At 62.1% G+C, this 21,097-nt stretch carries 20 protein-coding genes; 6 read left to right on the top strand and 14 right to left on the bottom strand.

What is annotated here, in order from left to right; translation table 11 throughout:
* Positions 1–56: 56 nt before the first annotated feature.
* A complete protein-coding gene (locus P3C29_RS16050) occupies positions 57–542 on the top strand; it encodes a prepilin peptidase (protein WP_275964907.1) in 486 nt (161 codons plus the stop codon).
* A gap of 113 nt (positions 543–655) precedes the next feature.
* The gene (locus P3C29_RS16045; RefSeq protein WP_275964906.1) at positions 656–1,444 is read left to right on the top strand and encodes a response regulator transcription factor; all 789 of its coding nucleotides are present in this window, start codon (positions 656–658) and stop codon (positions 1,442–1,444) included.
* On the opposite strand, the gene P3C29_RS16040 is transcribed toward P3C29_RS16045, so the two are convergent.
* Genes P3C29_RS16040 through cpaB form a run of 8 tightly spaced genes read right to left on the bottom strand, consistent with a single transcriptional unit; the run spans position 1,441 to position 8,892 of the window.
* On the bottom strand, positions 1,441–1,716 hold the full coding sequence (locus P3C29_RS16040) for a DUF3613 domain-containing protein (RefSeq protein ID WP_201126064.1): 276 nt from the start codon (positions 1,714–1,716) through the stop codon (positions 1,441–1,443). The genes P3C29_RS16045 and P3C29_RS16040 overlap by 4 nt on opposite strands.
* Positions 1,717–1,738: 22 nt before the next feature.
* Positions 1,739–2,461 (bottom strand): tetratricopeptide repeat protein, encoded by a 723-nt coding sequence (locus P3C29_RS16035; protein ID WP_275964905.1) that lies wholly within the window; start codon positions 2,459–2,461, stop codon positions 1,739–1,741.
* 11 nt (positions 2,462–2,472) lie between these two features.
* On the bottom strand, positions 2,473–3,357 hold the full coding sequence (locus P3C29_RS16030) for a type II secretion system F family protein (RefSeq protein ID WP_201126066.1): 885 nt from the start codon (positions 3,355–3,357) through the stop codon (positions 2,473–2,475).
* A 1-nt stretch (position 3,358) separates the two neighbouring features.
* Positions 3,359–4,243: a type II secretion system F family protein gene (locus P3C29_RS16025; RefSeq protein ID WP_275964904.1), complete on the bottom strand. Its 885-nt coding sequence runs from the start codon at positions 4,241–4,243 to the stop codon at positions 3,359–3,361.
* 11 nt (positions 4,244–4,254) lie between these two features.
* Positions 4,255–5,526 carry a CpaF family protein gene (locus P3C29_RS16020; protein WP_275964903.1) on the bottom strand — a complete coding sequence of 424 codons (1,272 nt, stop codon included), beginning with the start codon at positions 5,524–5,526 and terminating at the stop codon, positions 4,255–4,257.
* Positions 5,523–6,713 (bottom strand): pilus assembly protein, encoded by a 1,191-nt coding sequence (locus tag P3C29_RS16015; protein WP_275964902.1) that lies wholly within the window; start codon positions 6,711–6,713, stop codon positions 5,523–5,525. The genes P3C29_RS16020 and P3C29_RS16015 overlap by 4 nt, the downstream gene beginning before the upstream one ends.
* Complete coding sequence (locus tag P3C29_RS16010; protein WP_275964901.1) at positions 6,710–7,933, bottom strand: type II and III secretion system protein family protein; 1,224 nt, start codon at positions 7,931–7,933, stop codon at positions 6,710–6,712. Before P3C29_RS16010 ends, P3C29_RS16015 begins: the two co-directional genes overlap by 4 nt.
* 20 nt (positions 7,934–7,953) lie before the next feature.
* Complete coding sequence (gene cpaB, locus P3C29_RS16005; protein ID WP_275964900.1) at positions 7,954–8,892, bottom strand: Flp pilus assembly protein CpaB; 939 nt, start codon at positions 8,890–8,892, stop codon at positions 7,954–7,956.
* 314 nt (positions 8,893–9,206) lie between these two features.
* Between cpaB and P3C29_RS16000 the strand changes: the two genes are divergently transcribed.
* On the top strand, positions 9,207–9,398 hold the full coding sequence (locus tag P3C29_RS16000; protein ID WP_201126070.1) for a Flp family type IVb pilin: 192 nt from the start codon (positions 9,207–9,209) through the stop codon (positions 9,396–9,398).
* 66 nt (positions 9,399–9,464) lie between these two features.
* Positions 9,465–9,872 carry a response regulator gene (locus P3C29_RS15995; RefSeq protein ID WP_010174083.1) on the top strand — a complete coding sequence of 136 codons (408 nt, stop codon included), beginning with the start codon at positions 9,465–9,467 and terminating at the stop codon, positions 9,870–9,872.
* 30 nt (positions 9,873–9,902) lie between these two features.
* Here P3C29_RS15995 and P3C29_RS15990 read toward each other — a convergent pair whose 3' ends face one another.
* The 4 genes from P3C29_RS15990 to P3C29_RS15975 form a co-directional block, all read right to left on the bottom strand.
* Positions 9,903–11,588, bottom strand: a complete 1,686-nt coding sequence (locus P3C29_RS15990) for a ShlB/FhaC/HecB family hemolysin secretion/activation protein (RefSeq protein WP_201126071.1) — start codon at positions 11,586–11,588, stop codon at positions 9,903–9,905.
* Between the two features lie 175 nt (positions 11,589–11,763).
* Complete coding sequence (locus tag P3C29_RS15985) at positions 11,764–13,413, bottom strand: collagen-like triple helix repeat-containing protein (protein WP_275964899.1); 1,650 nt, start codon at positions 13,411–13,413, stop codon at positions 11,764–11,766.
* Between the two features lie 292 nt (positions 13,414–13,705).
* Positions 13,706–14,554: a MaoC/PaaZ C-terminal domain-containing protein gene (locus P3C29_RS15980; RefSeq protein ID WP_201126073.1), complete on the bottom strand. Its 849-nt coding sequence runs from the start codon at positions 14,552–14,554 to the stop codon at positions 13,706–13,708.
* 2 nt (positions 14,555–14,556) lie between these two features.
* Positions 14,557–15,909, bottom strand: a complete 1,353-nt coding sequence (locus P3C29_RS15975) for a 3-oxoacyl-ACP reductase (protein WP_275964898.1) — start codon at positions 15,907–15,909, stop codon at positions 14,557–14,559.
* 114 nt (positions 15,910–16,023) lie between these two features.
* On the opposite strand from P3C29_RS15975, the gene P3C29_RS15970 reads away from it, so the two are divergent.
* A complete protein-coding gene (locus P3C29_RS15970; RefSeq protein WP_275964897.1) occupies positions 16,024–17,301 on the top strand; it encodes an acetyl-CoA C-acetyltransferase in 1,278 nt (425 codons plus the stop codon).
* 151 nt (positions 17,302–17,452) lie between these two features.
* Positions 17,453–18,352, top strand: a complete 900-nt coding sequence (locus tag P3C29_RS15965) for a PA4780 family RIO1-like protein kinase (RefSeq protein WP_010174098.1) — start codon at positions 17,453–17,455, stop codon at positions 18,350–18,352.
* A gap of 142 nt (positions 18,353–18,494) precedes the next feature.
* Here the strand turns inward: P3C29_RS15965 and cueR are convergent, their stop codons facing one another.
* Positions 18,495–18,896, bottom strand: coding sequence for a Cu(I)-responsive transcriptional regulator (cueR, locus tag P3C29_RS15960; protein ID WP_076017943.1), 402 nt, complete (start codon positions 18,894–18,896; stop codon positions 18,495–18,497).
* Positions 18,893–21,094 (bottom strand): heavy metal translocating P-type ATPase, encoded by a 2,202-nt coding sequence (locus P3C29_RS15955; protein ID WP_275964896.1) that lies wholly within the window; start codon positions 21,092–21,094, stop codon positions 18,893–18,895. Before P3C29_RS15955 ends, cueR begins: the two co-directional genes overlap by 4 nt.
* Between the last annotated feature and the right edge of the window lie 3 nt (positions 21,095–21,097).

The following is a 21,097-nucleotide window of genomic DNA, read 5'->3' as shown; positions in this document are numbered from 1 at the left end:
ACTACAACTACCTGATATCAGCATAGAATCATTCAGCAAAAAGGGATTTTTTTTACGTGATTCAAAGCCTCGTCCTACTTGTTTGGCTGGCGCTGTGCGCTGTGCAAGATATCCGTCGACGTGAGATCTCCAACCGCTTGACCCTCGTCGCGGGCCTGCTGGCGCTGGTTTACCTCCTTTGGACTGGCACCACCTGGCTCGGCGCACCCGCTGCCGAGGGCGGCTTGGCGTTTGTCCTGGCCCTGCTGTTCACTGTGCCCGGTTACGCACTGGGCCGTCTTGGCGCCGGTGACGTGAAATTGATCGTGGCATTGGGGCTGGCGACCAACTCCTTCTACGTACTGGGCACGTTTATCGGTGCCGGCCTTGCCAGCGCGGCGTGGCTGCTGCTGGCCCCCAGGCTGTGGCCGCTGATGAATCAAGGGCTTAGGAATACTTTGCAATACCTTGATCCGGCACGCCCGACCAAGCAGCCGTTCGTGCCGTTTTTACTGATCGGTTTTTGCCTGGCCTGGCTTTGGATCCCATTAGTCGCCACGTAGGCTATCGCTATGTACATAGTAGGAAAGTACGTCTACGTTTATGGGTAGGTTGTATAGGAAAGTGGTCGGAATGGATCGGTCGGTCTTTGGCTTGCCCAGGCATGGAGTAGCGCGTGAACAAGCTTACCTCTGAAGTGAAAGTGCTCGTTGTCGATGATCAGCCCCTGATCGTGGAAGAGCTTTGCGAATTTCTTGAAAGCAGCGGTTACCGCTGCGTCCCTTGCCACTCCAGCCAGCAGGCCATCGAGCGCTTTCGCGACGATGCCGAAATCGGTCTGGTGCTGTGCGATCTGCATATGCCGGAGATGGACGGGATCGAGCTGGTCCAGGCCCTGCAACGCTTGGCCGGCAAGCAGCGGGTGTTTGAGGCCATCATGTTGACGGGGCGTGCAGACAAGCAGGACGTGATCAAGGCCCTGCGTGCCGGGATTGCCGATTACTACCAGAAGCCGATCAACCTCGGCGAGCTGCTCGAAGGGTTGCAGCGCCAGGTCGTGGCGTTGCAAGACCGGCAGAAAAACCTCGACCTGGGGCATCTGAACCAGAAGCTGCAGTTTCTCTCGGCGTCCATCGACGATCTTTATCATGACCTCGACAAGGTGCGCAGCAGCCCGCAATCCAGCTTGTCGACAGAAGCCGACGGCGACGTCAGCGACGCTGACCGCGTTGAAATACCGGCGATCTTCAATCAGCTGTCTCCACGCCAGCTGGATGTCGCCAGGCTGGTAGGCAAGGGCCAGACCAACTATCAAATCGCCTGTGAGCTGGGTATCACCGAAAACACGGTGAAACTCTACGTGTCCCAGGTGCTGCGCCTGACCCATATGCACAACCGCACCCAGCTGGCGCTGGCGTTATCGCCGAGTAACTCGGCGGCACGCCAGCGCGTCACTGCCCACTAGTTGCTGCCGCCGCCGGGAGCGGCGCCACCCTGTTTCTGGTCGTAGTACTCGGGAATAGAGTGTTTGTAACTGTCCAGCCAACGTTGCGTGGCCTGGTCGCGCTCAGCGGGCGTGGCCTTTTGCACGTTGGCGGAGGCCCGTTCGCCGCTGACCTGCAACTGCAGCCAGCCCTCGGTCTGTTTTTGTTGTGGCGAAGAAGGCCCGGGTTCAATCGCCAGAGCCGTTATTGGCAGGCCGGCTAACAACAGCGTGGCGAGCAGTGTGAGTTTCATCGTGGGTACTCCCTTCTTGGATCTATTTGACCGGCGCCTGCGCCGCGTCGCTGGCGGCGGCGACCTGATCTTTTGGCGCTGTCGCCATGGATACTGGGGCTTTCAGTTGCTGCGCCCGGGCTTGGGCCTGTGTCACTTGTTCGGGGCTCAGGCCCATGCGGCTGGCCACTTGTGCGGCTTGCTCCCAGTTGTCCTGATAGATCATCAGCGTGACCAGATTGATCGCCGCCAGTTGATCGCTTTGCTTGAGCTCCATGGCCGTGAGGAATTCGAAGCGTGCGTCTTCCACGCGCCGTTGATTGAGGTACACGACGCCCAGGTCATTGCGGATTTTCTCGTCGGTGGGCGACATCCTGGCCGCGCGTTGCAAGTGCGCCATGGCTTGGCCGTTGTCACCCCGGGCGGCGGCCAGTTGGCCCAGGCCGTGCTCGCCTTCGGCGGCCAGGCAGGTGCCGAGCAGGCTACGGTACAACGGTTCGGCTTCGCTGCGCCCCAGCAGGCGGTACACCTTGGCCTGACGCTGGCGTACCTGGGGCAGGTTGTCCGGCAAGTTTTGCAGGTTGGCCAGGCTGGCGTGCAGCTTGCCCTCGTTGGCCATGTCGTCGGCCAGGTTCAACGACAACTCCTGATTGGAATTGGGCTTGGCACAACTGCCCTGAGCGCTGAAACCCGCCCATGGCAGCTGTCCGTTACTGGCACAACCACCGAGTAACAACAGGCTGCAGGCGATCATCACGGTCTTCATTGCATGTCCTCTCAAGGCGTGAAGGCTTTGGCGATGGCGATAAAGCCAGGGCCGGCCAATACGATCAGTAATGCGGGAAACAGGAACAGCATCATCACCACGGACATCTTCGCGGACATCTTGGAAATGTATTCCTGCAAGCGGGTCAGGCGCCGGTCATCCAGCAGTTGCTTGAGCGATTGCAGCGACTTCATCGCACCACCGCCCTGATGCAGAAGCTGCTGAAGGATCAGGCAGGTGTCGGTGAGTTCATCGACGGCCAGTAGCTGGCTGGTCTTGTTCAACTCTTCACCCAACTCCAGCCCGGAATCGACGCGCGCCAGCACCAGGCGCAGTTCGGCGGTCAGCACCGGCAACAGTTTCTGTGCGTCGTAGGCCATGACCCGAAGCGCCTGCTCTACGGCCATGCCGGACTCAAACAGGATGCGCACCAGGGGAATGAAGGTCGACACTTCCCGGGCGATGCGTTCCTGGCGCTTTTTGGCGAGTGCAACCAGGATTCGCTTGGGCAGCAGGTAACCGATGATCAGGCCCAGCAAGGCGATCACAGAACCATGCTCCATGTCGGGAAAAAACAGCTCCAGTGCCAGCGCGGTCAGGCCCAGCAGAAGTATCGGCGACCCGATTTGACAGGCAGCGAACATCGAACGCTGGCTGGCCTTTCTCCAGCCCATGCGATTGAGCAGGGTTTGGGTTTCGTTGTCGAGGCTGACGGTGCGCTGGCCGATTCGAGTACTGCCCAACTGGTGCAACCACTCACTCATCTTGTCGTTGCGGCCTGGCTCGCCTTGCAGCCGTTGGGTGACCAGGCGTTGTTGACGACGACTGCTCAGGATATTGGCCAGCAGTAGCGATAGCGCGGCAAGAAACAATACGGCACTGATCAGTATCGCCATCTCAAATACTCCGCAACATGCGCCACAGCGCCACGCAGCCGGTGATTTGCAAGGCGAATGCACCGAGCATCAGGCGTTGGCCACTGTGGTCATCCCACATGGCCATCAGGTACACCGGGTTAACGATCAGGAAGTAGCCCGCGACACTCACCGGCAGCACCGCGAGTACCAGCGCGGTCACCCGGGTTTCACCCGTCATGGCGCGTAATTGCCGTGCGCCCTGGTCGCGCTCGCGAATCATCTTGATAAGGTTTTCCAGCAGCTCACTGGCATTGCCTCCGTAGCGATGGTTGACCTTGAGGCCCAGGGCAAACAGGCGCAGTTCATCCTGTTCATAAAACTCGGCATAGTCTTGAGCCGCGTCGGGCAGGCTGACACCCAGTTGCACATTGCGCTTGATACGGCCCATGGATTTTTTCAGCGGGTCGTCGCTGGCATCGATGCCGCTCAGGATCGCATCCGCCAGGGTACGTCCGGATTTGAGGCTGCGTACGGCGTGGTCGAGCAACTGCGGCAATTGCTCGATCATTCGGCGCAGCCGGCGCCGGTAGCGTACGGCGATGTACAGGCGTAACGCCAAGGGCGGTGCCACCACCATCACGAACAGGCCTATCCACTGGCCCAGGAGCCCTCCCAGCAGGGCGGCAACGGCCCACAGGGTCAGCCACAGGCCCAGGCGTTCGGTCGGCCTGCCAAGGCCTGCACGGATAAAGGTGCGTTCCAGGCTGGTGGCTACCGCGTTGTCTTTCATGGACTGAGGCTGCCCTTCGGCCAGGCGTTCCAACACCCGGTCGGTCTGGGCCTTGCGCAAACCGTTGCGCATCAGGCCCACGCCGAGCACCAGAAGGACCAGGGCAAGCAGGGCGAGCAGCATCGGACCGATCATCGGGTTGCCTCCTACACCGGCAGGTGGCCTTCGTGGCGCAACTTGTCGCCCGCAGGATTGACGGCTTCCCGCAGGAAGCCGAAGCCGGTGCGCTTGTCGTGGCGGAACAGGGTGTTGGTGACGTACACGTCCTCGCGTATGCCCACCACTTCCACCACCTCGCTGACGCAGCGGCGGCCGTCGGGCAGGCGCGTCAGCTGGATCACTACATCCAGCGCCGCACAGATCATTTGCCGCAGGGTTTTTTCCGCCACGACCCGGCCGGTCAGGCCCACCAGGGTTTCCAGGCGCAGCAGGGCGTCCTGGGCGTTGTTGGCGTGCACGGTACTCATCGAACCGTCGTGGCCGGTGTTCATGGCGGTCAACACATCGATGACTTCCACGCCCCGTATCTCGCCGAGGATGATCCGGTCGGGCCGCATCCGCAGGGCGTTGCGGATCAAGTCACTGGCTTTCACCTCGCCATGCCCCTCGGCATTGGGCGGGCGGGTTTCCAGGCGCACGACGTGGGGGTGGCCCAGTTGCAACTCGGCCACGTCTTCAATGGTGACCAGGCGTTCGCGAGGGTTGATCAACTGGCTGAGAATGTTCAGCAGTGTGGTTTTACCGGTGCCGGTACCGCCGCTGATCAGGATATTGCAGCGTTTGCCGACGGCGTCCTGGAAGAACTCGAAAATCGCCTGGTCGATGGTTTGCATGGCCACCAGGTCGCTGCTTTTGAGCATGTCCTTGCGAAACTTCCGAATCGACAGGCAGGGCCCGTCGAGGGCAATCGGCGGGATGATCGCATTGACCCGGCTGCCATCGGGCAGGCGCGCATCGACCATTGGCGACGACTCATCCAGCCGCCGTCCCAGGGGCGCGAGGATGCGCTGCATGACCCGCTCCACATGGTGGTCGTCAATGAAGCGCAAATCACTCTGCTGCAGCAGGCCGTCGCGCTCGACGAACACCCGATGCGGGCCGTTGACCAGAATCTCGGTGACGGTCGGATCGCGCAGCAGCACTTCCAGCGGGCCAAAACCGGTCAGCTCATCGACGATCTCTTCGGCCAGGCGTTCCATCTCATAGCGGGAAATCGCCAGGTGCATCCGCGTGATGTATTCGGCGACCTTGTCGATCACAAATTGCGCCAGGGACTGGCGGGTGCCTTCCAGCAGGTTTTTCCCCGACTCTTCGATGGCATCGATGATGTAGCGATGCAGCACCAGTTTCAGGCCGTCGTGATCGGTGTTGCCGACGCTGCCGCGCGGGGGAACACCAAACAGCTTCTCGCCGCTCATTTGGTCCTCAGCAGGCGGTTAAGCCAGTTGGTGGAAGGTTTTTCCAGGCCTTCGGAGCGTTTTGCCAGGCGCTCGCCCAAGGCGCGCAACGCTTGCGTCAGGCCTTCCCGAGGCGCCAGGGAGAACAGGGTCTGGGCCTGGTTTTTCGCACTCAGGCGCACCTCCGGGCTCCAGGGCAATACGGCGATCACTTCCAGCCCGAAGCTTTTGCCCAGCGCTTCCGAGTCCGGGGCGGCGCCTTTCAGATAGCGGTCTACCAACAGGCGGGCATGCTCCAGTTTCATGCCTTTTTCGCGCCACAGGTTGAGCACCGCCAGGTTACGGCGGCAGTCCGGCACGCTTTGGTCGGTGCACCACAGCAGCTTGTCGCAATGGCTGACAAAGGTGCGCAGGGCTTCACTGTCGGGCTGCCCGGTCAGGTTCACCACAATGTGCTGGAAGTGCTGGCGCAGGGCGCTGAGCAACATGTACAGCTCGGCCGCACTGGTACGCTCCAGGGGCTCGTCATTGTTGTGGTAGGCGAGGATGCGCAGGCCGGCTTCGGCCGAGGTGAACGCGCTGTTGATCAGCGTTGAGTCCAGGCGCCGCAAGTGGCGCAGGGCATCGCCGAAATGAAATGAGCTTTCCAGCCCCAGCAGCGCCAGGCTGTCCGCGAGCGGCAGGCCGAGGTCGAGCAACAACGTTTGTTGCCCGCTTTTTTGCACCACCAGCGCCAGGTGGCTGGCGATCAGCGCGCCGTCGGCATTGCCCTGGGTGCCGTAGAGCACGGTCAGCCCGCCCAGATGGGCGTTGGGGGTAACCGCCGGCAAGCGTTTACTCAGGCGGCGAACCAGGCCGGCGACTTCACTGGAGCGTGAGCCATAGGCCACGAAATCCCGCGCGCCGGCGCGCATTGCATTCAACACCAGCTGGTTGTCCATGCCATCGCCCAAGGCCACGATGGCAAGCATGGGCTTGGCTTCCAGCGCGCCTTCGATCAGGGCGCACTGGGTGGTCACGTGTTCACGGTCCAGGCCGATAAACACCAGGTTAGCGAATGTCACGTCCACCAGCGCCAACAGTTCGTCGAGGCTGCCGGCGCCGGCGCTGACCACTTGGCCCAGAGGCGCGAGTGCACCCTGGAGCCATTCCAGATCCGTGGTGTTGCGGGTAATTGCCAAAAACGTCTGGCTCAGGCTCTCGCTCATTCGGACAGTCCACTGCGGCGGTCGAAATTGCCGTTTTCGAGGAAATACAGGCGGTACCAGTTAGGGTCGTAATTGCGCAGTTTTTCCCCAGGCAACGAGGGCAGTTGAGCGTTGGCGGCCAGCGGCTGAACGAGGTGCGGGGTAACAATCATCAGCAACTCTTTTTCCTGACGGCTGACGCTGGAGTCGCGAAAGAACGCACCCAGGATCGGAATGTCGCCCAGGCCCGGAAACTTGCTGACGCTGGAGGTGTTGTTGGTGCTGATCAGGCCGCTGATCACGAAGCTTTCACCGTCGGCCAGGGAGATGCTGGTGTCGGTGCGACGGATCGTCAGCGCGGGCACCGAGATACCCTGGATGGTGACCGCGTTGCTGTAGTCCAGCTCACTGACCTCAGGCGCGACTTTCAGGGAAATTCGCCCATGGTCGATGACGGTCGGGGTCAGGGTCAGGCGGATACCGAACTCCTTGTACTCGATGGAAATGGTGTTACTGCCGCTGCTGGGCACCGGGATCGGTACTTCGCCACCGGCGAGGAAGGTCGCACTTTGCCCACTGAGCGCCACCAGGCTCGGGCGGGCGAGGGTGTAGGCAAAACCGCTGCTTTCCAGGGCGTTGATCATGGCCGAGACACGCCCGCCGCCAAAGCCGATGTTGAAGGTGTCGTTGTTCACCGGGAGCCCGCGAAATCCCGTGGCCGCTGCGTTGGAGACGTTGTTGGGGGCGCCAAACAGAAAGTTGCCGCCCCGGCCAAAGATCGAGGTACTGGCCTCCTTGAGCTTGGTACGGCTCACTTCCACAAAGCGAATGTCGGTTTGCACCTGGCTGGGCAGCGTCGGGTCATCGGACGGCGACAGGGCCAGGCTGGTCAGGGCCGAGGTGGCCTTGCCTTGAACAAACACCATGCTCTGGCGCGGGCTGCTGGAACAGGCCGTCCAGACCATCAGGCTGGTGGTGCCAGAGGCGATGCCGGTGAGCAGGAATGCCTGGTTGCCATTGACCTGCACATCGGCCACTTTCGGATCGCCAATGGCCAGCCGCGTAATCGGCACCGGCGATTGAATGGCCTGTTGAGTGCCTTCGCCCACCTGCAGCACCGCCGGAAGCTGGCCCAGGCCAGCGCAGTTGCCTGACGCTGCCAGTGCCGCCCCGACGGGCAGGCTCAGGGTGAAAAGAGCCCCGAATACTCGTGAAAAAAACCAACCGGAACGACTGCTCATTCAAGGCATCCTTAGCGCTTTCAGGGCGTTTGTTGAGTCACCTGGTTGCCGCGTATCACCTCGACCCCCGAGCGTTTTGAAGCACCATTGGCCGTGGCCGGGCCGTAGCTGTTGGCGGGAGCCTGGCTGAAGGACAGTTGGTTGAACTGGTAGAGATCGCGCTTGGCGTTTTCCAGGTTGATCGCGGACTCCGTTTCACCGGCCCAGTATTGGCTCAGCAGTTGTTCGTCGGCACTGCGTACGGCCAGGCGCAGCACGCCGGATTGGGCCGCGAGCATCAGCCGGCTCAGCAGTTCCTCCGGCACGGCGAGGAGTACCGTTCGTGCGCTGGCGCGACTCTGCTGTGCCTTGAGTTTTTCGTCCGGGGTGGTCGGTGGTACAGAGCCGGGCTTGCCATCGTTGGTCAGCCCCAATTGGTCGCCGACGCCCAGCAGGCGCAAGGCGGGCACCACCACTTGTGCCGACTGCTGCGGGTTGCTGGCTTCCTGGCGCAGGAAGAGCAGGACGTCCACATAGTCCCCCGGGGCCAGTTGCCCGCTGGCACCGATCACTTCATCCACGGCGACGGCCAGGGCGCGCTCGTTGGGGCGGATCATCCGCGCCAGGGTGCCGCCGGAGTTGAAGCTCTCCTCGGTCAGCCAGGTACCGGCCGACAGCGGCCGCCAAGGGACCTTGCCCACGGCCTGGTCGAGGCTGGTCAGGCTGCCGGCGGGGACCGTGCGCAATCTTTCCAGGGTCAGGTCGGCGGCAGTGAGGGCAACAAAGGGTGCAACATCGTGGGCCAGGACCACCACGGGTTGGCGTGTCTGGTCTTCGGCGACGGGTTGCACCACTTCAGGTGATGGGGTCACGGGCGGTGCGACAGGGGCAGGGCGGCTGAGTACCAGGCCCCAGTAGCCTGCAATCAGCGCACCCACCAATAGCAGTCCGGCGAGGATCAAGCTAATGCGACTGTTCATGAAGGCTCTCCTTTTCCTGCTGCATCCACTGCTCTTTCCTACTAATACCTGCGTATTCGAATCGCTTCCAACATCTAACTATTTCGCTATTTGAAGGTAGTTCAGCTAGGACAAAATGCCATTACCGGGCAAAAAATATCTCCGGATTCTCTGGAAAAGTTGGATTTTTGGCGCCAGCGGGCCGACTAATACTTTGTGATTAATCAGTTCTTACAGTTGTTGGTATGGGGTTTGTTGACAATGCTCTAGTGGCACACCGGAATCATTTTGTGATGCCGCGGTACCAGCGCCATGGGCGCAAAGGAGAAGTCATTATGTTCCTTGATCTTATTCGCATGGGTTTCATCAAAGTCCAGATTTTTTTCTACTCCAGAGAGGGAGCGTCGGGTATTGAGTACGCGCTGGTTGCGGCGATGGTTGCTGTGGCGCTGGCTGCCTTTATTACGCCCATCAAGACTGCGGTGACAAACGTCTTCACTTCGATACAGGCCGCCATTCATACTTGACGCGGGTACTCACGCAAACACGTGCAGGTTCCGCTGAATGATCTATTGCGCATCAGGCATTTCTCCATGAATTCCTCTTTGTCTCCCCGGCAACAAATCCTTTTGGTGGATGACGAAGAGGACGCCCTCATTGAACTGGCCGAGTCGCTGGAGAATGAGGGCTTTGTCTGTTTTACCGCCACCTCGGTGACCTTCGCGTTGCAGGAGTTGACCCTGCATCCCGATATTGCCCTGGTGATCACCGACCTGCGCATGCCCGAGGAAAGCGGTATCTCCTTGATCAAGCGCCTGCGTGAACACACCTCGCGTCAGCACCTGCCGGTGATCGTCATGTCTGGCCATGCCGAGATGGACGATGTCAGTGACATGCTGCGCTTGCAGGTGCTGGACCTGTTTCGCAAGCCGATCTACCTGGTGCGGTTGATCGACACCCTCAACAACCTTTTCCCCATCCCCAAAATCAGACTGATGTAGGCGCGAGCAAGCTCGCTCCTGCAGCAGGGTTCAGAGTTGGTAGCTGAAACTCAACGTATACCGCGGCCGCCGATTGAAGCTGTCCAGGGCAATGTCTGACATTGGCTTGGCCGCTTCCAATGCGATGTTGTAGTACTTGTTATCGCCGAAGCGCAGGCCCACGGCCGCCGATGACATGTTGTTGCCCTTGACGGGCAACTCGTTGAACCAGGTCTTGGCCTTGTCCAGTACCACGTAGGGCTGCAGGATTTTTACCCACTCGCCGCTGCGGTTGAAGCTGTAGTTGACCTCATACGCCACGCCCCAACCCTTGTCGCCCGACCCCTGGTCATCCGGGTAACCGCGCCCGAAATTCTGCCCGCCGAACGTCGCGCGTTCGCTGTCGGGCAAGGTGTCGTCGCTCCAGTAAAAGGCCGCCGATGCCACGCCTTGCCAGTTGTCGAAGAACTTGTCGCTTTGTACGCCCGAGACGCGCAGGCGGAAGAAGTCGATGTCGGGCTTTATGCCCTCGAAGTCGCTGCGGGTCTTGGCGCCCAGGCCGTCGATGCCCTGGTACAGGCCGGCGCTGAGGATGCGCAGTTGGCGCGTGTCGGACTTGCGCCAGTCACCTTCAAACGCCAGGGCGCGCAGGTTGGTTTCCAGGTCGAAACGTTGGGGGAAACCCACCAGTTTATAACGGGTCGTCTGGTCCACGGCATACAACCGCGTGCCCAGGGTCAACGACTCGGTGGGGGAGGCGATCAGCGGATGGCTGAGGCCGACGGAGTAACGGTCAATCTCTTGGTGGGGCTTGAGTTCAAAACCGCCATCCAGTTGCACATTGCTGCGCGGGTCGGCGCGGTAGCGCTCGGCGTTGACCACCAGTTGGGTACCCTCGGCGTTCACGAACTGGCTGTAGCCCAGGCGGTAGTAGTGCTCCTTGTCCTCGCCGGGCGGGAACAGGCCGCTGACGCTCAACTGCTCGCCCATGGAGGTCTGGGAATTGCTGGTGCCGGTGATCAGGGCTTGCAGGCCGCCCCGGCTGTCGTCCGTCATGCTCATGCTGCTGGTGAAGGGTTTGCGCGAGGCCTGGATCTGCATGCGCGTGCCGCCATCGGTGGTGCCCGGCGGCGGTACTTGCGCCTGCAGCGTCACCCCCGGAATACGGCCCATCAACGTGGTGTAGCGTTCGAAGGTCTTGCGGGTCAGCGGGCGTTCGGCCAGCAGCTTGGCAGCCAGCTTATCGACGTAGGCCGAGACTGAACCGATGTCGCCCTGCACGTTGTAGTCCTTGATGTAGCCCTCCACCAGGATCACGTGCACCAGGCCGTTTTCGAAGCGCTGGTCGGGCAAGTAGGCGTAGGACAACAGGTAGCCGTCCTGCTGGTAGCGGCGGGTGATGCCGCGGGTGGCTTCGATCAATTGTGCGACGGTGGTTTCATGGCCAATCAGCGGCTCGAAAACCTTCGCCACGTCCTGGAGCGGATAGATCGTACCTCCGTCGATTTGCAGCTTGCGGATGGTCACTTTGGTGTCCATCAACAACGGCTGGCCCTGGGCCGCCGCCGGCTCGGGCAACTGGGTCTGGGGTGTGACCGGGCGATAGGCGTCGGCGGGGAGGTTGGGCACCGGCAGGTTGCGAATGGTGTCGTTGCTGTTGAGAAAACTGGGCAGGGTCTCGGCGTGGACACTGGAGGCAATGAGGGTGAGCAGAAACAACGGTGTCAAGGCGCGCATAGGACACTCCATGGTCAAACTGCAGCAGCGTTTCGCGGATTCCCGCCGGGTTCTGGGGCACGGTTCGGGAGGGCCTTTCACTGGCCAATAAAAAAGACGAGAGACTCATTGGAATCTCTCGTCTCAACCAAGCGTAGGCGCTGGAGGGGAGGCCGTCTAATGGCCAGGTGCAATTCTATTTTTTACCGGTCAGCCCGCCGAGCAAGCCTCCCAGACCACCGCCTGTGTTTGCGTTTGCAGTGCCGCCGGCAGAAGCGCTGGCACCCACATTCAAACCACCGAGCAGGCCGCCACCGCTACCGCTGGTGCCACCGGTGACCAAGCCGCCCACCGAGCCGACAGTGCCGCCTACGGCATTCAGGGTACCGCCCAAGGCGTTAGTGACCGGGTTGGCATTGGCGGCTGTCAGGTTGGCACCCAGGCCGCTGACTGCGCCACCGACCTGAGTGACCAGACCGTTGACAGGGGCGCCGATACCGGTGCTGGTGCCGATGTTTTGAGTCAGGCCGGCAACGCCCGACGTCACTGGGTTCAGGGCTGCGCCGACATTCGTTGCCAGGCCGGCGACCGGAGCCGTGGCGCCTGTGTTGGCCACGCCGTTGCCGCCAATCAGCGTACCGAGAGACGCGACAGTGTTACCCACAGCGCCGCCGGTGATGCCTGCTGCACTGACAGTGCCGTTGGTATTACCGATATTCAAGCCGTTGCCAACGTTGGCGACCAGACCGCCGACGAGTTCAGGCAGGCCCGATTGCGGGGTTGTGGTGGCTGGATTGACGTAGCCGCTCGACTTATCAAGGGTGGTGCCAACGCCTGTCAACACGCCGCCCACGATGGTCCCGAGGGGGTTGCCTGCGCCGCCGGCACTGGCCACCTGGCCGCCAAGGCCGGTGACAGTGGAGCCGACTTTATCCAGTACGCCACCGACCGGGTTGCCCAGGCCGGTTTTATTCCCGAGGTTGCCGGTGGTGTTTTCCAGCAGGGAGACGACAGGGACCAGCACGCTCTTGCCGACGGTATTGGTCACGTTGCCCAGTGGCCCGGTGGTGCTGGCCGTGCTCAAGGTGTCGCCGAGCATGGTCACGGTTTGGCCGACCTTATCGACCAGGCCACCTGCCGCACCGCCCACGCCGCCGGTTAAACCGCCGACGACAGGAATGCCGCCCAGTGTGGTGCCCAGGGTTTTGCCGGTGTTGGACACGCCGGTGCCCAGGTCGGCAACGCCATCAGCCACACCGGCAACGGTGGTGCCCAAGGCATTGCTATTGGTGCCCAATGTTCCCAGCCCGTTGGTCAGGCCGCTGCCGATGCTGTTGACGGCAGTGCCCGTCGCGGTGACCAGCCCGCCAGCGGTCGTGCCTACAATCGGGATGGTGGTCAGGGTTGTACCCAGGTCACCCACTGCGGTGCCGACATTACCGACGACACCGCCGACGGCGCCCACTACCTGGCCAGTGACCAGAGGCGTGGTCGAACCGGTGCCGCCACCGGTACCGCCGCCTGTGCCTCCACCGGTACCACCACCTGTGCCGCCGCCTGTGCCTCCACCGGTACCACCACCTGTACCTCCACCGGTGCCGCCGCCAGTGCCACCACCGGTACCGCCACCCGTGCCTCCGCCAGTACCACCACCATCTGTGCCGCCGCCGGTACCACCGCCGGTACCACCGCCAGTTCCACCACCTGTTCCGCCACCAGCATCCGGAGACGAAGCTGCGACGCTACTGTGATGACCGCCACCACCGCTGCTGCAGCCTCCGAGGCTTACTGCCAGAATCAGGGCCAGCGCGGTACTTGCTTTCCACAACACGACTTGAGTTTTCATGATTGAGATCCTTGCACCTGGTACAGCCTTTGTTGTTATCGAAGTTCGCTGTTTCTAGGGACAGCGATACATTCGTCCGTTATGGCTATAACAGTCCCGGGTACTTTTTCTCGCAACGCTCAACTTGGTATTAACGATTTATATACACGCAGGATTGGGCCGCTTAGCGACTAATACCAAGGGTATATAGGGGGAAGGGTTAAAAGTGGCTAGGTCTTTAAAATCAGGGTGTTAATAAACTTAGCGGGCTATCGATAGCCCGCTATAACTTAGGGTGTATATATACAATTAATCACGCGATCGGCCGCCAGCGCCCCACCATATGCTCAATGTCCCCGGCGCCTTTTAGTTGCAACTCACCGCTGGAGCCGGCGGCACTTGCCAACAAGATGACTTCACTGGGCAAGCGCACCGGTTTTTTAAACTCGACGTCTATCTCGATATTGGCCGCCGGCAAATGCTCACTCAGGGCGGCCAGTGTGCGTGCCTTGTTCCACAGCCCGTGGGCGATCGCCTGGGGGAAGCCGAACAACCTGGCGGTGAGGGCACTCAAGTGAATCGGGTTGTAGTCGCCGGACACCCGAGCGTAGCGGCGGCCGATATCGGCGGGGGCTTTCCAGCGGGTCAACTCACTGACGCTGGCGGGAGCTTGCAGGCTGTGATCCGCTGCAACGCCGTCAAGCTTCACGCCGCGACAGAGCATCCGGCTTTCGGCTTCCCACAGCAGCCCCAGTGAATCCTCGACCGTGGTGACGATATCGAACGTTGCCCCCTTGGCGTGGGGCTGCAAGTTCTGCGCGTAGACGCCCACCGTAAGGTCACTCACACCGCCCAACGGGCGCAGGATGCGGATACGGTTGCTCAGGTGGATCAACCCCAACAGCGGGAACGGAAATGCCTTGCCGGTGAGCAATTGCATCTGCAGGCCGAAGGCGAGGATGTGCGGATAGGTCGCCGGCAACACCGGGCTGTCGGCAAACCCGCAGACCTTGCGATAAGCCGCCACATCGTTGGCGTTCACGCTGACCCGGCAGCGCAACCCTTGTTCGGGCAACGTGGTGCCGGTGATCTTGCGCTTGAGCGCCGCGCGCCAATACAGCGGCGGCAGGAACGGGGTACTGCCTAAGGTGTGCCACTCCATGCTTACGCTCCCAATAGACTTTGCCCACACACCCGCACTGCCTGCCCGCTGACTGCGCCGGAGCCCGGCTGGCCGAGCCAGGCCACGGCTTCGGCGACGTCCTGGGGCAAGCCGCCCTGGCCCAGGGAACTCATACGGCGCCCGGCCTCACGCAAGGCGAAGGGAATATGCGCGGTCATCTGGGTTTCGATAAAACCCGGGGCCACTGCGTTGATGCTGATCCCGCGCTCGCCCAGCAGCGGCGCCCAGGCCTGGGCCAGGCCGATCAGCCCGGCTTTGCTCACGGCGTAATTGGTTTGCCCGCGATTGCCGGCAATGCCGCTGATGGACGCCAGCAGCACCACGCGGCCGTTGTCGTGCAAGGTGCCGCTGTCCAGCAGCGCCTTGGTCAGCACTTGCGGCGCGTTGAGGTTGACCGCCAATACCGCGTCCCAGTATTCCGGCGTCATGTTGGCCAGGGTTTTATCGCGGGTGATGCCGGCGTTGTGCACCACGATGTCGATGCCGTCCGGCAGGTGTTCGATCAACTGCGTGGCGGCGTCTTCGGCGCAGATATCCAGGGCGATGCTGCGGGCACCCAGGCGCGCGGCCAGGGCATCGAGGTCAGCCTTGGCTTGTGGCACGTCCAGCAGGACCACTTCGGCACCGTCACGGGCCAGGGTTTCGGCGATCGAGGCGCCGATGCCACGGGCGGCGCCGGTTACCAATGCCTTGCGCCCGGCGAGAGGGCGGGTCCAATCTTCGACCTGGGTCGCGCAGGCGTTCAGGCGAATCACCTGGCCGGAGATGTAGGCACTTTTGGGCGAGAGGAAAAACCGCAACGCACCTTCCAACTGGTCTTCGGCCCCGTCGCCCACGTACAGCAATTGCAGGACGCCGCCGCTGCGCAGCTCTTTGGCCAGCGACCGGCTGAAACCTTCCAGGGCGCGCTGGGCACTGGCGGCAAATGGGTCGCTGAGGCTTTCCGGCGCGCGGCCCAGGATCACCAGATGCGCGCTGTGATCGAGATTTTTCAGCAGCGGCTGAAAGAATTCTCGCAGCTGTTTGAGTTGGTCGGTGTGCTGCAGTTGGCTGGCATCGAACACCACGGCCTTTAGCTTGGGCCCGTGGCCGGGAATCCAGGGGGTGGCCGCCGACGGTTCGCTGCCGTAGCTATAGATGGCGTCGGTCAGCTTGTTGGCGAACGGCAGTATTTTTGTCGCCAGCGGGCCGCCGCCGATCAGCAACGCACCCTCTACCGGACGCAGGCGGCCGGCCTGCCAGCGTTCCAGGCGTACCGGCGACGGCAGGCCAATGGCGGCGACCAGGCGATGGCCGAGGCTGGAGTTGGCGAAGTCGATATAACGGTCAGACATGGAACGCTCTCCGAGTGCTGGGGTTCAAACGGTGGACCATCAATAGGTGAAAGTCGTTCGATTGAGCCTAGGCTAGTCTCAAAGACTCACCCCACAACCTTCAGGGAGCTTTCCATGACTCAATTGCGCCGGGTAGCGATCATTGGCGGTAACCGCATCCCCTTCGCCCGCTCCAACGGCCCTTATGCCACGGCGAGTAACCAGGCGATGTTGACCGCCGCCCTGGAAGGCCTGATCGAACGCTACAACCTGCACGGCCTGCGCGTTGGCGAGGTGGCCGCCGGGGCGGTGCTCAAGCATTCCCGGGACTTCAACCTGACCCGCGAATGCGTGCTGGGCTCGCGCCTGTCGCCGCAGACCCCGGCCTACGATATTCAGCAGGCCTGCGGCACCGGCCTCGAAGCGGCATTGCTGGTGGCGAACAAGATTGCGCTGGGGCAGATCGAAAGCGGGATCGCCGGTGGCGTCGACACCACGTCCGACGCGCCGATCGGGGTGAACGAGGGCCTGCGCAAGATCCTGCTGCAAGCCAATCGCAGCAAATCCATGGCGGATAAATTAAAAGTCCTGTTACAACTTCGTCCCCATCACCTCAAGCCGGAACTGCCGCGCAATGGCGAGCCGCGCACCGGTTTGTCCATGGGCCAGCATTGCGAATTAATGGCGCAGACCTGGCAGATTCCCCGCGCCGAGCAGGATCAGTTGGCGCTGGAAAGCCACCAGAAAATGGCGGCGTCCTATGCCGAAGGCTGGCAAAACGATTTGCTCACGCCCTTTCTCGGCCTGACCCGCGACAACAACCTGCGCCCCGACCTGACCCTGGAAAAACTCGCCAGCCTCAAACCCGCTTTTGAGCGCAGCGAAAAGGGCACCCTCACCGCCGGCAATTCAACGCCACTGACCGACGGTGCTTCGTTGGTGCTGCTGGGCAGTGAAGCCTGGGCCCAGGAGAGGGGTTTGCCGATCCTCGCTTACCTGCGTGATGGCGAAGCGGCGGCAGTGGATTTTGTCAACGGCGCCGAAGGCCTGCTGATGGCGCCGGTGTATGCCGTGCCACGTTTGCTGGCGAGGAATGGTCTGACACTGCAGGACTTCGATTACTACGAGATCCACGAAGCGTTCGCTGCCCAAGTGTTGTGCACGCTGAAGGCCTGGGAAGACCCGGAATACTGCAAGACTCGCCTGGGGCTGGACGCGCCGCTGGGTTCCATCGACCGCAGCCGCTTGAACGTCAAGGGCAGTTCATTGGCCGCCGGCCATCCGTTTGCAGCCACCGGCGGGCGCATCGTCGCCAACCTGGCCAAGCTGCTGGACGCCGCCGGCAAGGGCCGGGGCCTGATCTCGATCTGCGCCGCCGGGGGCCAGGGCGTCACGGCGATTATTGAGCGCTGATCTCGGCTATGATCGGGCCGCCGGTTAATCTGGCATATTGGATGCATTCTTAAGCGGTCAAAGGTCGGTACCCTCTCCCCGCGGCGAGAGGATTGCCGTATAACGAGTGCCATACGCGTGTTTGGTAATAAAGGACCCACAATAAAAGCTGATGAAGACTCCTAAACGCATTGAACCCCTGATCGAGGACGGTCTGGTCGACGAGGTGCTGCGCCCACTCATGAGTGGTAAAGAAGCAGCTGTTTACGTGGTGCGCTGCGGCAACGAGTTACGTTGCGCCAAGGTCTACAAGGAGGCGAATAAACGAAGTTTTCGTCAGGCGTCCGAATACCAGGAAGGCCGCAAGGTCCGTAACAGCCGTCAGGCCCGGGCCATGGCCAAGGGCTCCAAGTTCGGCAAGAAAGAAACCGAAGACGCCTGGCAGAACGCCGAGGTAGCGGCGCTGTTTCGTCTGGCCGGTGCGGGCGTTCGCGTGCCCAAGCCGTACGACTTCCTCGAAGGCGTGCTGCTGATGGAACTGGTGGCCGATGAATACGGTGACGCTGCGCCACGTTTGAATGACGTGACGCTGGACCCGGACCAGGCCCGCGAATACCACGCCTTCCTGATTACCCAGATCGTGCTGATGTTGTGTACCGGCCTGGTGCACGGTGACCTTTCCGAGTTCAACGTGCTGCTGACGCCGACCGGCCCTGTGATCATCGACCTGCCTCAGGCGGTGGATGCAGCAGGCAACAATCACGCGTTCAGCATGCTGGAGCGGGATGTGGGCAACATGGCTTCCTACTTCGGGCGTTTTGCCCCGGAATTGAAGAAGACCAAGTACGCCAAGGAGATGTGGGCGCTGTACGAAGCCGGCACCCTGCACCCGGCCAGCGTGTTGACCGGCGAGTTCGACGAGCCGGAAGAGTTGGCTGACGTGGGCGGGGTTATTCGCGAGATCGAAGCGGCGCGGCTCGATGAAGAGCGTCGCCAGGCGATTCGCGCGGCAGACGATGCGCCACCGAGCAAAGCCTCGGAGGAGCCTCCACCGCCGCCCTGGATGCAGTGATCCAACGGCTGGTGGATATCCAAAGGTGGGAGCGGGCTTGCTCGCGAATGCGTAGTGTCAGTCAATACATCAGTTGACTGATCCACCGCTTTCGCGAGCAAGCCCGCTCCCACATTTGTTTTTTGTGCAGTCAGTTAAATCGTCAGGCGCAACAGCTGCCCGACGCCAGTTCCTTGAGGATCGGGCAATCCGGCCGGTGGTCACCCTGGCAGTGTTCCACCAGGTCCTGCAACGTATCGCGCAGTTGCCCCAACTCGCGGATCTTCTGGTTCAGCTCATCGATGTGCTGGCGGGCCAGCGCCTTGACGTCGGCACTCGCGCGCCCGCGGTCCTGCCACAGCGTCAGCAGCTTGCCGACTTCCTCCAGGGAAAACCCCAGGTCCCGCGAACGCTTGATAAACGCCAGGGTGTGCAGGTCATCGGCGCCATAAATACGGTAGCCGCTGTCGGTGCGATGGGCCGCTTTCAACAAACCGATAGACTCGTAGTAACGAATCATCTTCGCGCTCAGGCCGCTTTGGCGTGCTGCTTGGCCGATGTTCATGGACGCTCGTCCTCCAGGTCCTTGGGTTTCCAGGTTTTCAGCAGCAGCGCGTTACTCACCACGCTGACGCTGGACAGGGCCATGGCCGCGCCGGCCATGACGGGGTTAAGCAGGCCGAATGCGGCCAGCGGAATGCCGATCAAGTTATACACAAAGGCCCAGAACAGATTCTGTCGAATTTTAGCGTAGGTCTTGCGGCTGATTTCCAGCGCGGCAGGCACCAGCCGTGGGTCGCCGCGCATCAGGGTAATGCCCGCCGCGTGCATGGCCACGTCGGTGCCGCCGCCCATGGCGATGCCGATATCGGCTGCGGCCAGGGCGGGCGCGTCGTTGATGCCGTCGCCGACCATCGCCACCACGCCGGTCTTTTTCAGCTCGGCGACGGTGGCGGCCTTGTCGGCGGGCAGCACTTCGGCGTGCACGTCGTCGATGCCCAAGGCTTCGGCGACCACGCGGGCGCTGCCTCGGTTATCGCCGGTCAGCAGGTGGCTGCTGATTTGCCGGGCCTTGAGTTGTTGTATCGCTTGCAGGGCGCCCGGTTTGAGGGTGTCGCCAAAGGCAAACAGGCCCAGCACGCGCGGCTGCGGGCCTTGCTCGATCAGCCAGGACAGGGTGCGGCCCTCGGCCTCCCAGGCGCTGGCCGAATCGGCGAGGTCGCCGGTGCTCAAGCCGGTTTCGTCCAGCAGGCGACGGTTGCCCAACGCCAGCTGCCGTCCGTCGAGGGTGCCGGCAATGCCACGCCCGGTCAGGGACTGGCTGGCGCTGACATCGGCCACGTTCAAGCCACGTTCGGCGCAAGCATCCAGCACCGCCTTGGCTAACGGGTGTTCACTGCCGCGTTGCAGTGCGCCGGCCTGTTGCAGCAGTGCCGCTTCATTGCCATCGACAGCAACCAGGTGCGCGATTTTTGGTGCGCCGGAGGTCAGGGTGCCGGTCTTGTCGAACACCACGGCGCTGACTTCGTGGGCACGCTCCAGGGCTTCGGCGTCCTTGATCAGAATCCCGTGGCGGGCGGCGACGCCGGTACCGGCCATGATGGCGGTGGGGGTGGCCAGGCCCAGGGCGCAAGGGCAGGCAATCACCAACACGGTGACGGCATTGATCAGCGCGACCTCCAGCGGAGCGCCATACAACCACCAGCCGATCAGCGTGGCCAGGGCCAGCACCAGCACCACCGGCACGAACACCTGGCTGACTTTATCCACCAGTTTCTGGATGGGTGCCTTGGCCGCCTGGGCGTCTTCCACCAGGCGGATGATCCGCGCCAGCACGCTTTCTGCGCCAAGGGCCAGGGTGCGCACCAGCAGTCGGCCTTCGCCGTTGATCGCGCCGCCTGTCACGGCGTCTCCGGGCTGTTTTGGCACTGGCAGGCTTTCACCGCTGATCAATGCTTCGTCGGCGTGGCTTTGGCCTTCGACCACTTCGCCATCCACAGGGAAGCGTTCGCCGGGTTTGACCAGCACCAGGTCATTGAGCTTGAGGGCGGTGATGGCGACGTCGTGCTCGCGGCCATCGATCACTTGAATCGCCCGCTCCGGGCGCAAGGCTTCCAGGGCGCGGATGGCGCTGGCGGTCTGGCGTTTGGCGCGGCTTTCCAGGTATTTGCCCAGCAGCACCAGGGCGATCACCACCGCTGAGGCTTCGAAGTAAAGATGCGGCATTGTGCCCGCGGTTGCCGTGAGCCACTCATAGATACTCAGGCCGTAACCGGCGCTGGTACCGATGGCCACCAGCAGGTCCATGTTGCCGGCCCCGGCGCGCACGGCTTTCCAGGCAGCGATATAGAAGCGCGCACCGAAGATGAATTGCACCGGGGTGGCCAGGGTGAACTGGACCCAGGCCGGCAACATCCAGTGCAGGCCGAACGGTTGCACCAGCATCGGCAACACCAACGGCGCAGCGAGCAAAATTGCCAGCAGCAGCGACCAGCGTTCATGGCTTAGCCGTTGTTCCTGGCTGGCTTGGGTGGCGGTTTCGCTTTGGGGCAGGGTGGCGGTGTAGCCGGCCTTGTCGACGGCGGCGATCAGGACGCCAGGGTCCATTTGGCCGAGCACTTCAATGTGGGCGCGTTCGTTGGCCAGGTTGACGCTGACGCTTTGCACCCCGGGCACTTTTCCCAGTGCCCGTTCAACCCGCCCGGCGCAGCTGGCGCAGGTCATGCCACTGATGGGCAGGTCGAAGGTGGTGGATCCGTTCATGGG

The organism is Pseudomonas sp. 1912-s, assembly GCF_029269205.1.
GTDB lineage: Bacteria > Pseudomonadota > Gammaproteobacteria > Pseudomonadales > Pseudomonadaceae > Aquipseudomonas.
Note: the sequence above shows the minus strand (reverse complement) of the source record. Positions and strands in the feature narration are given on the sequence as shown.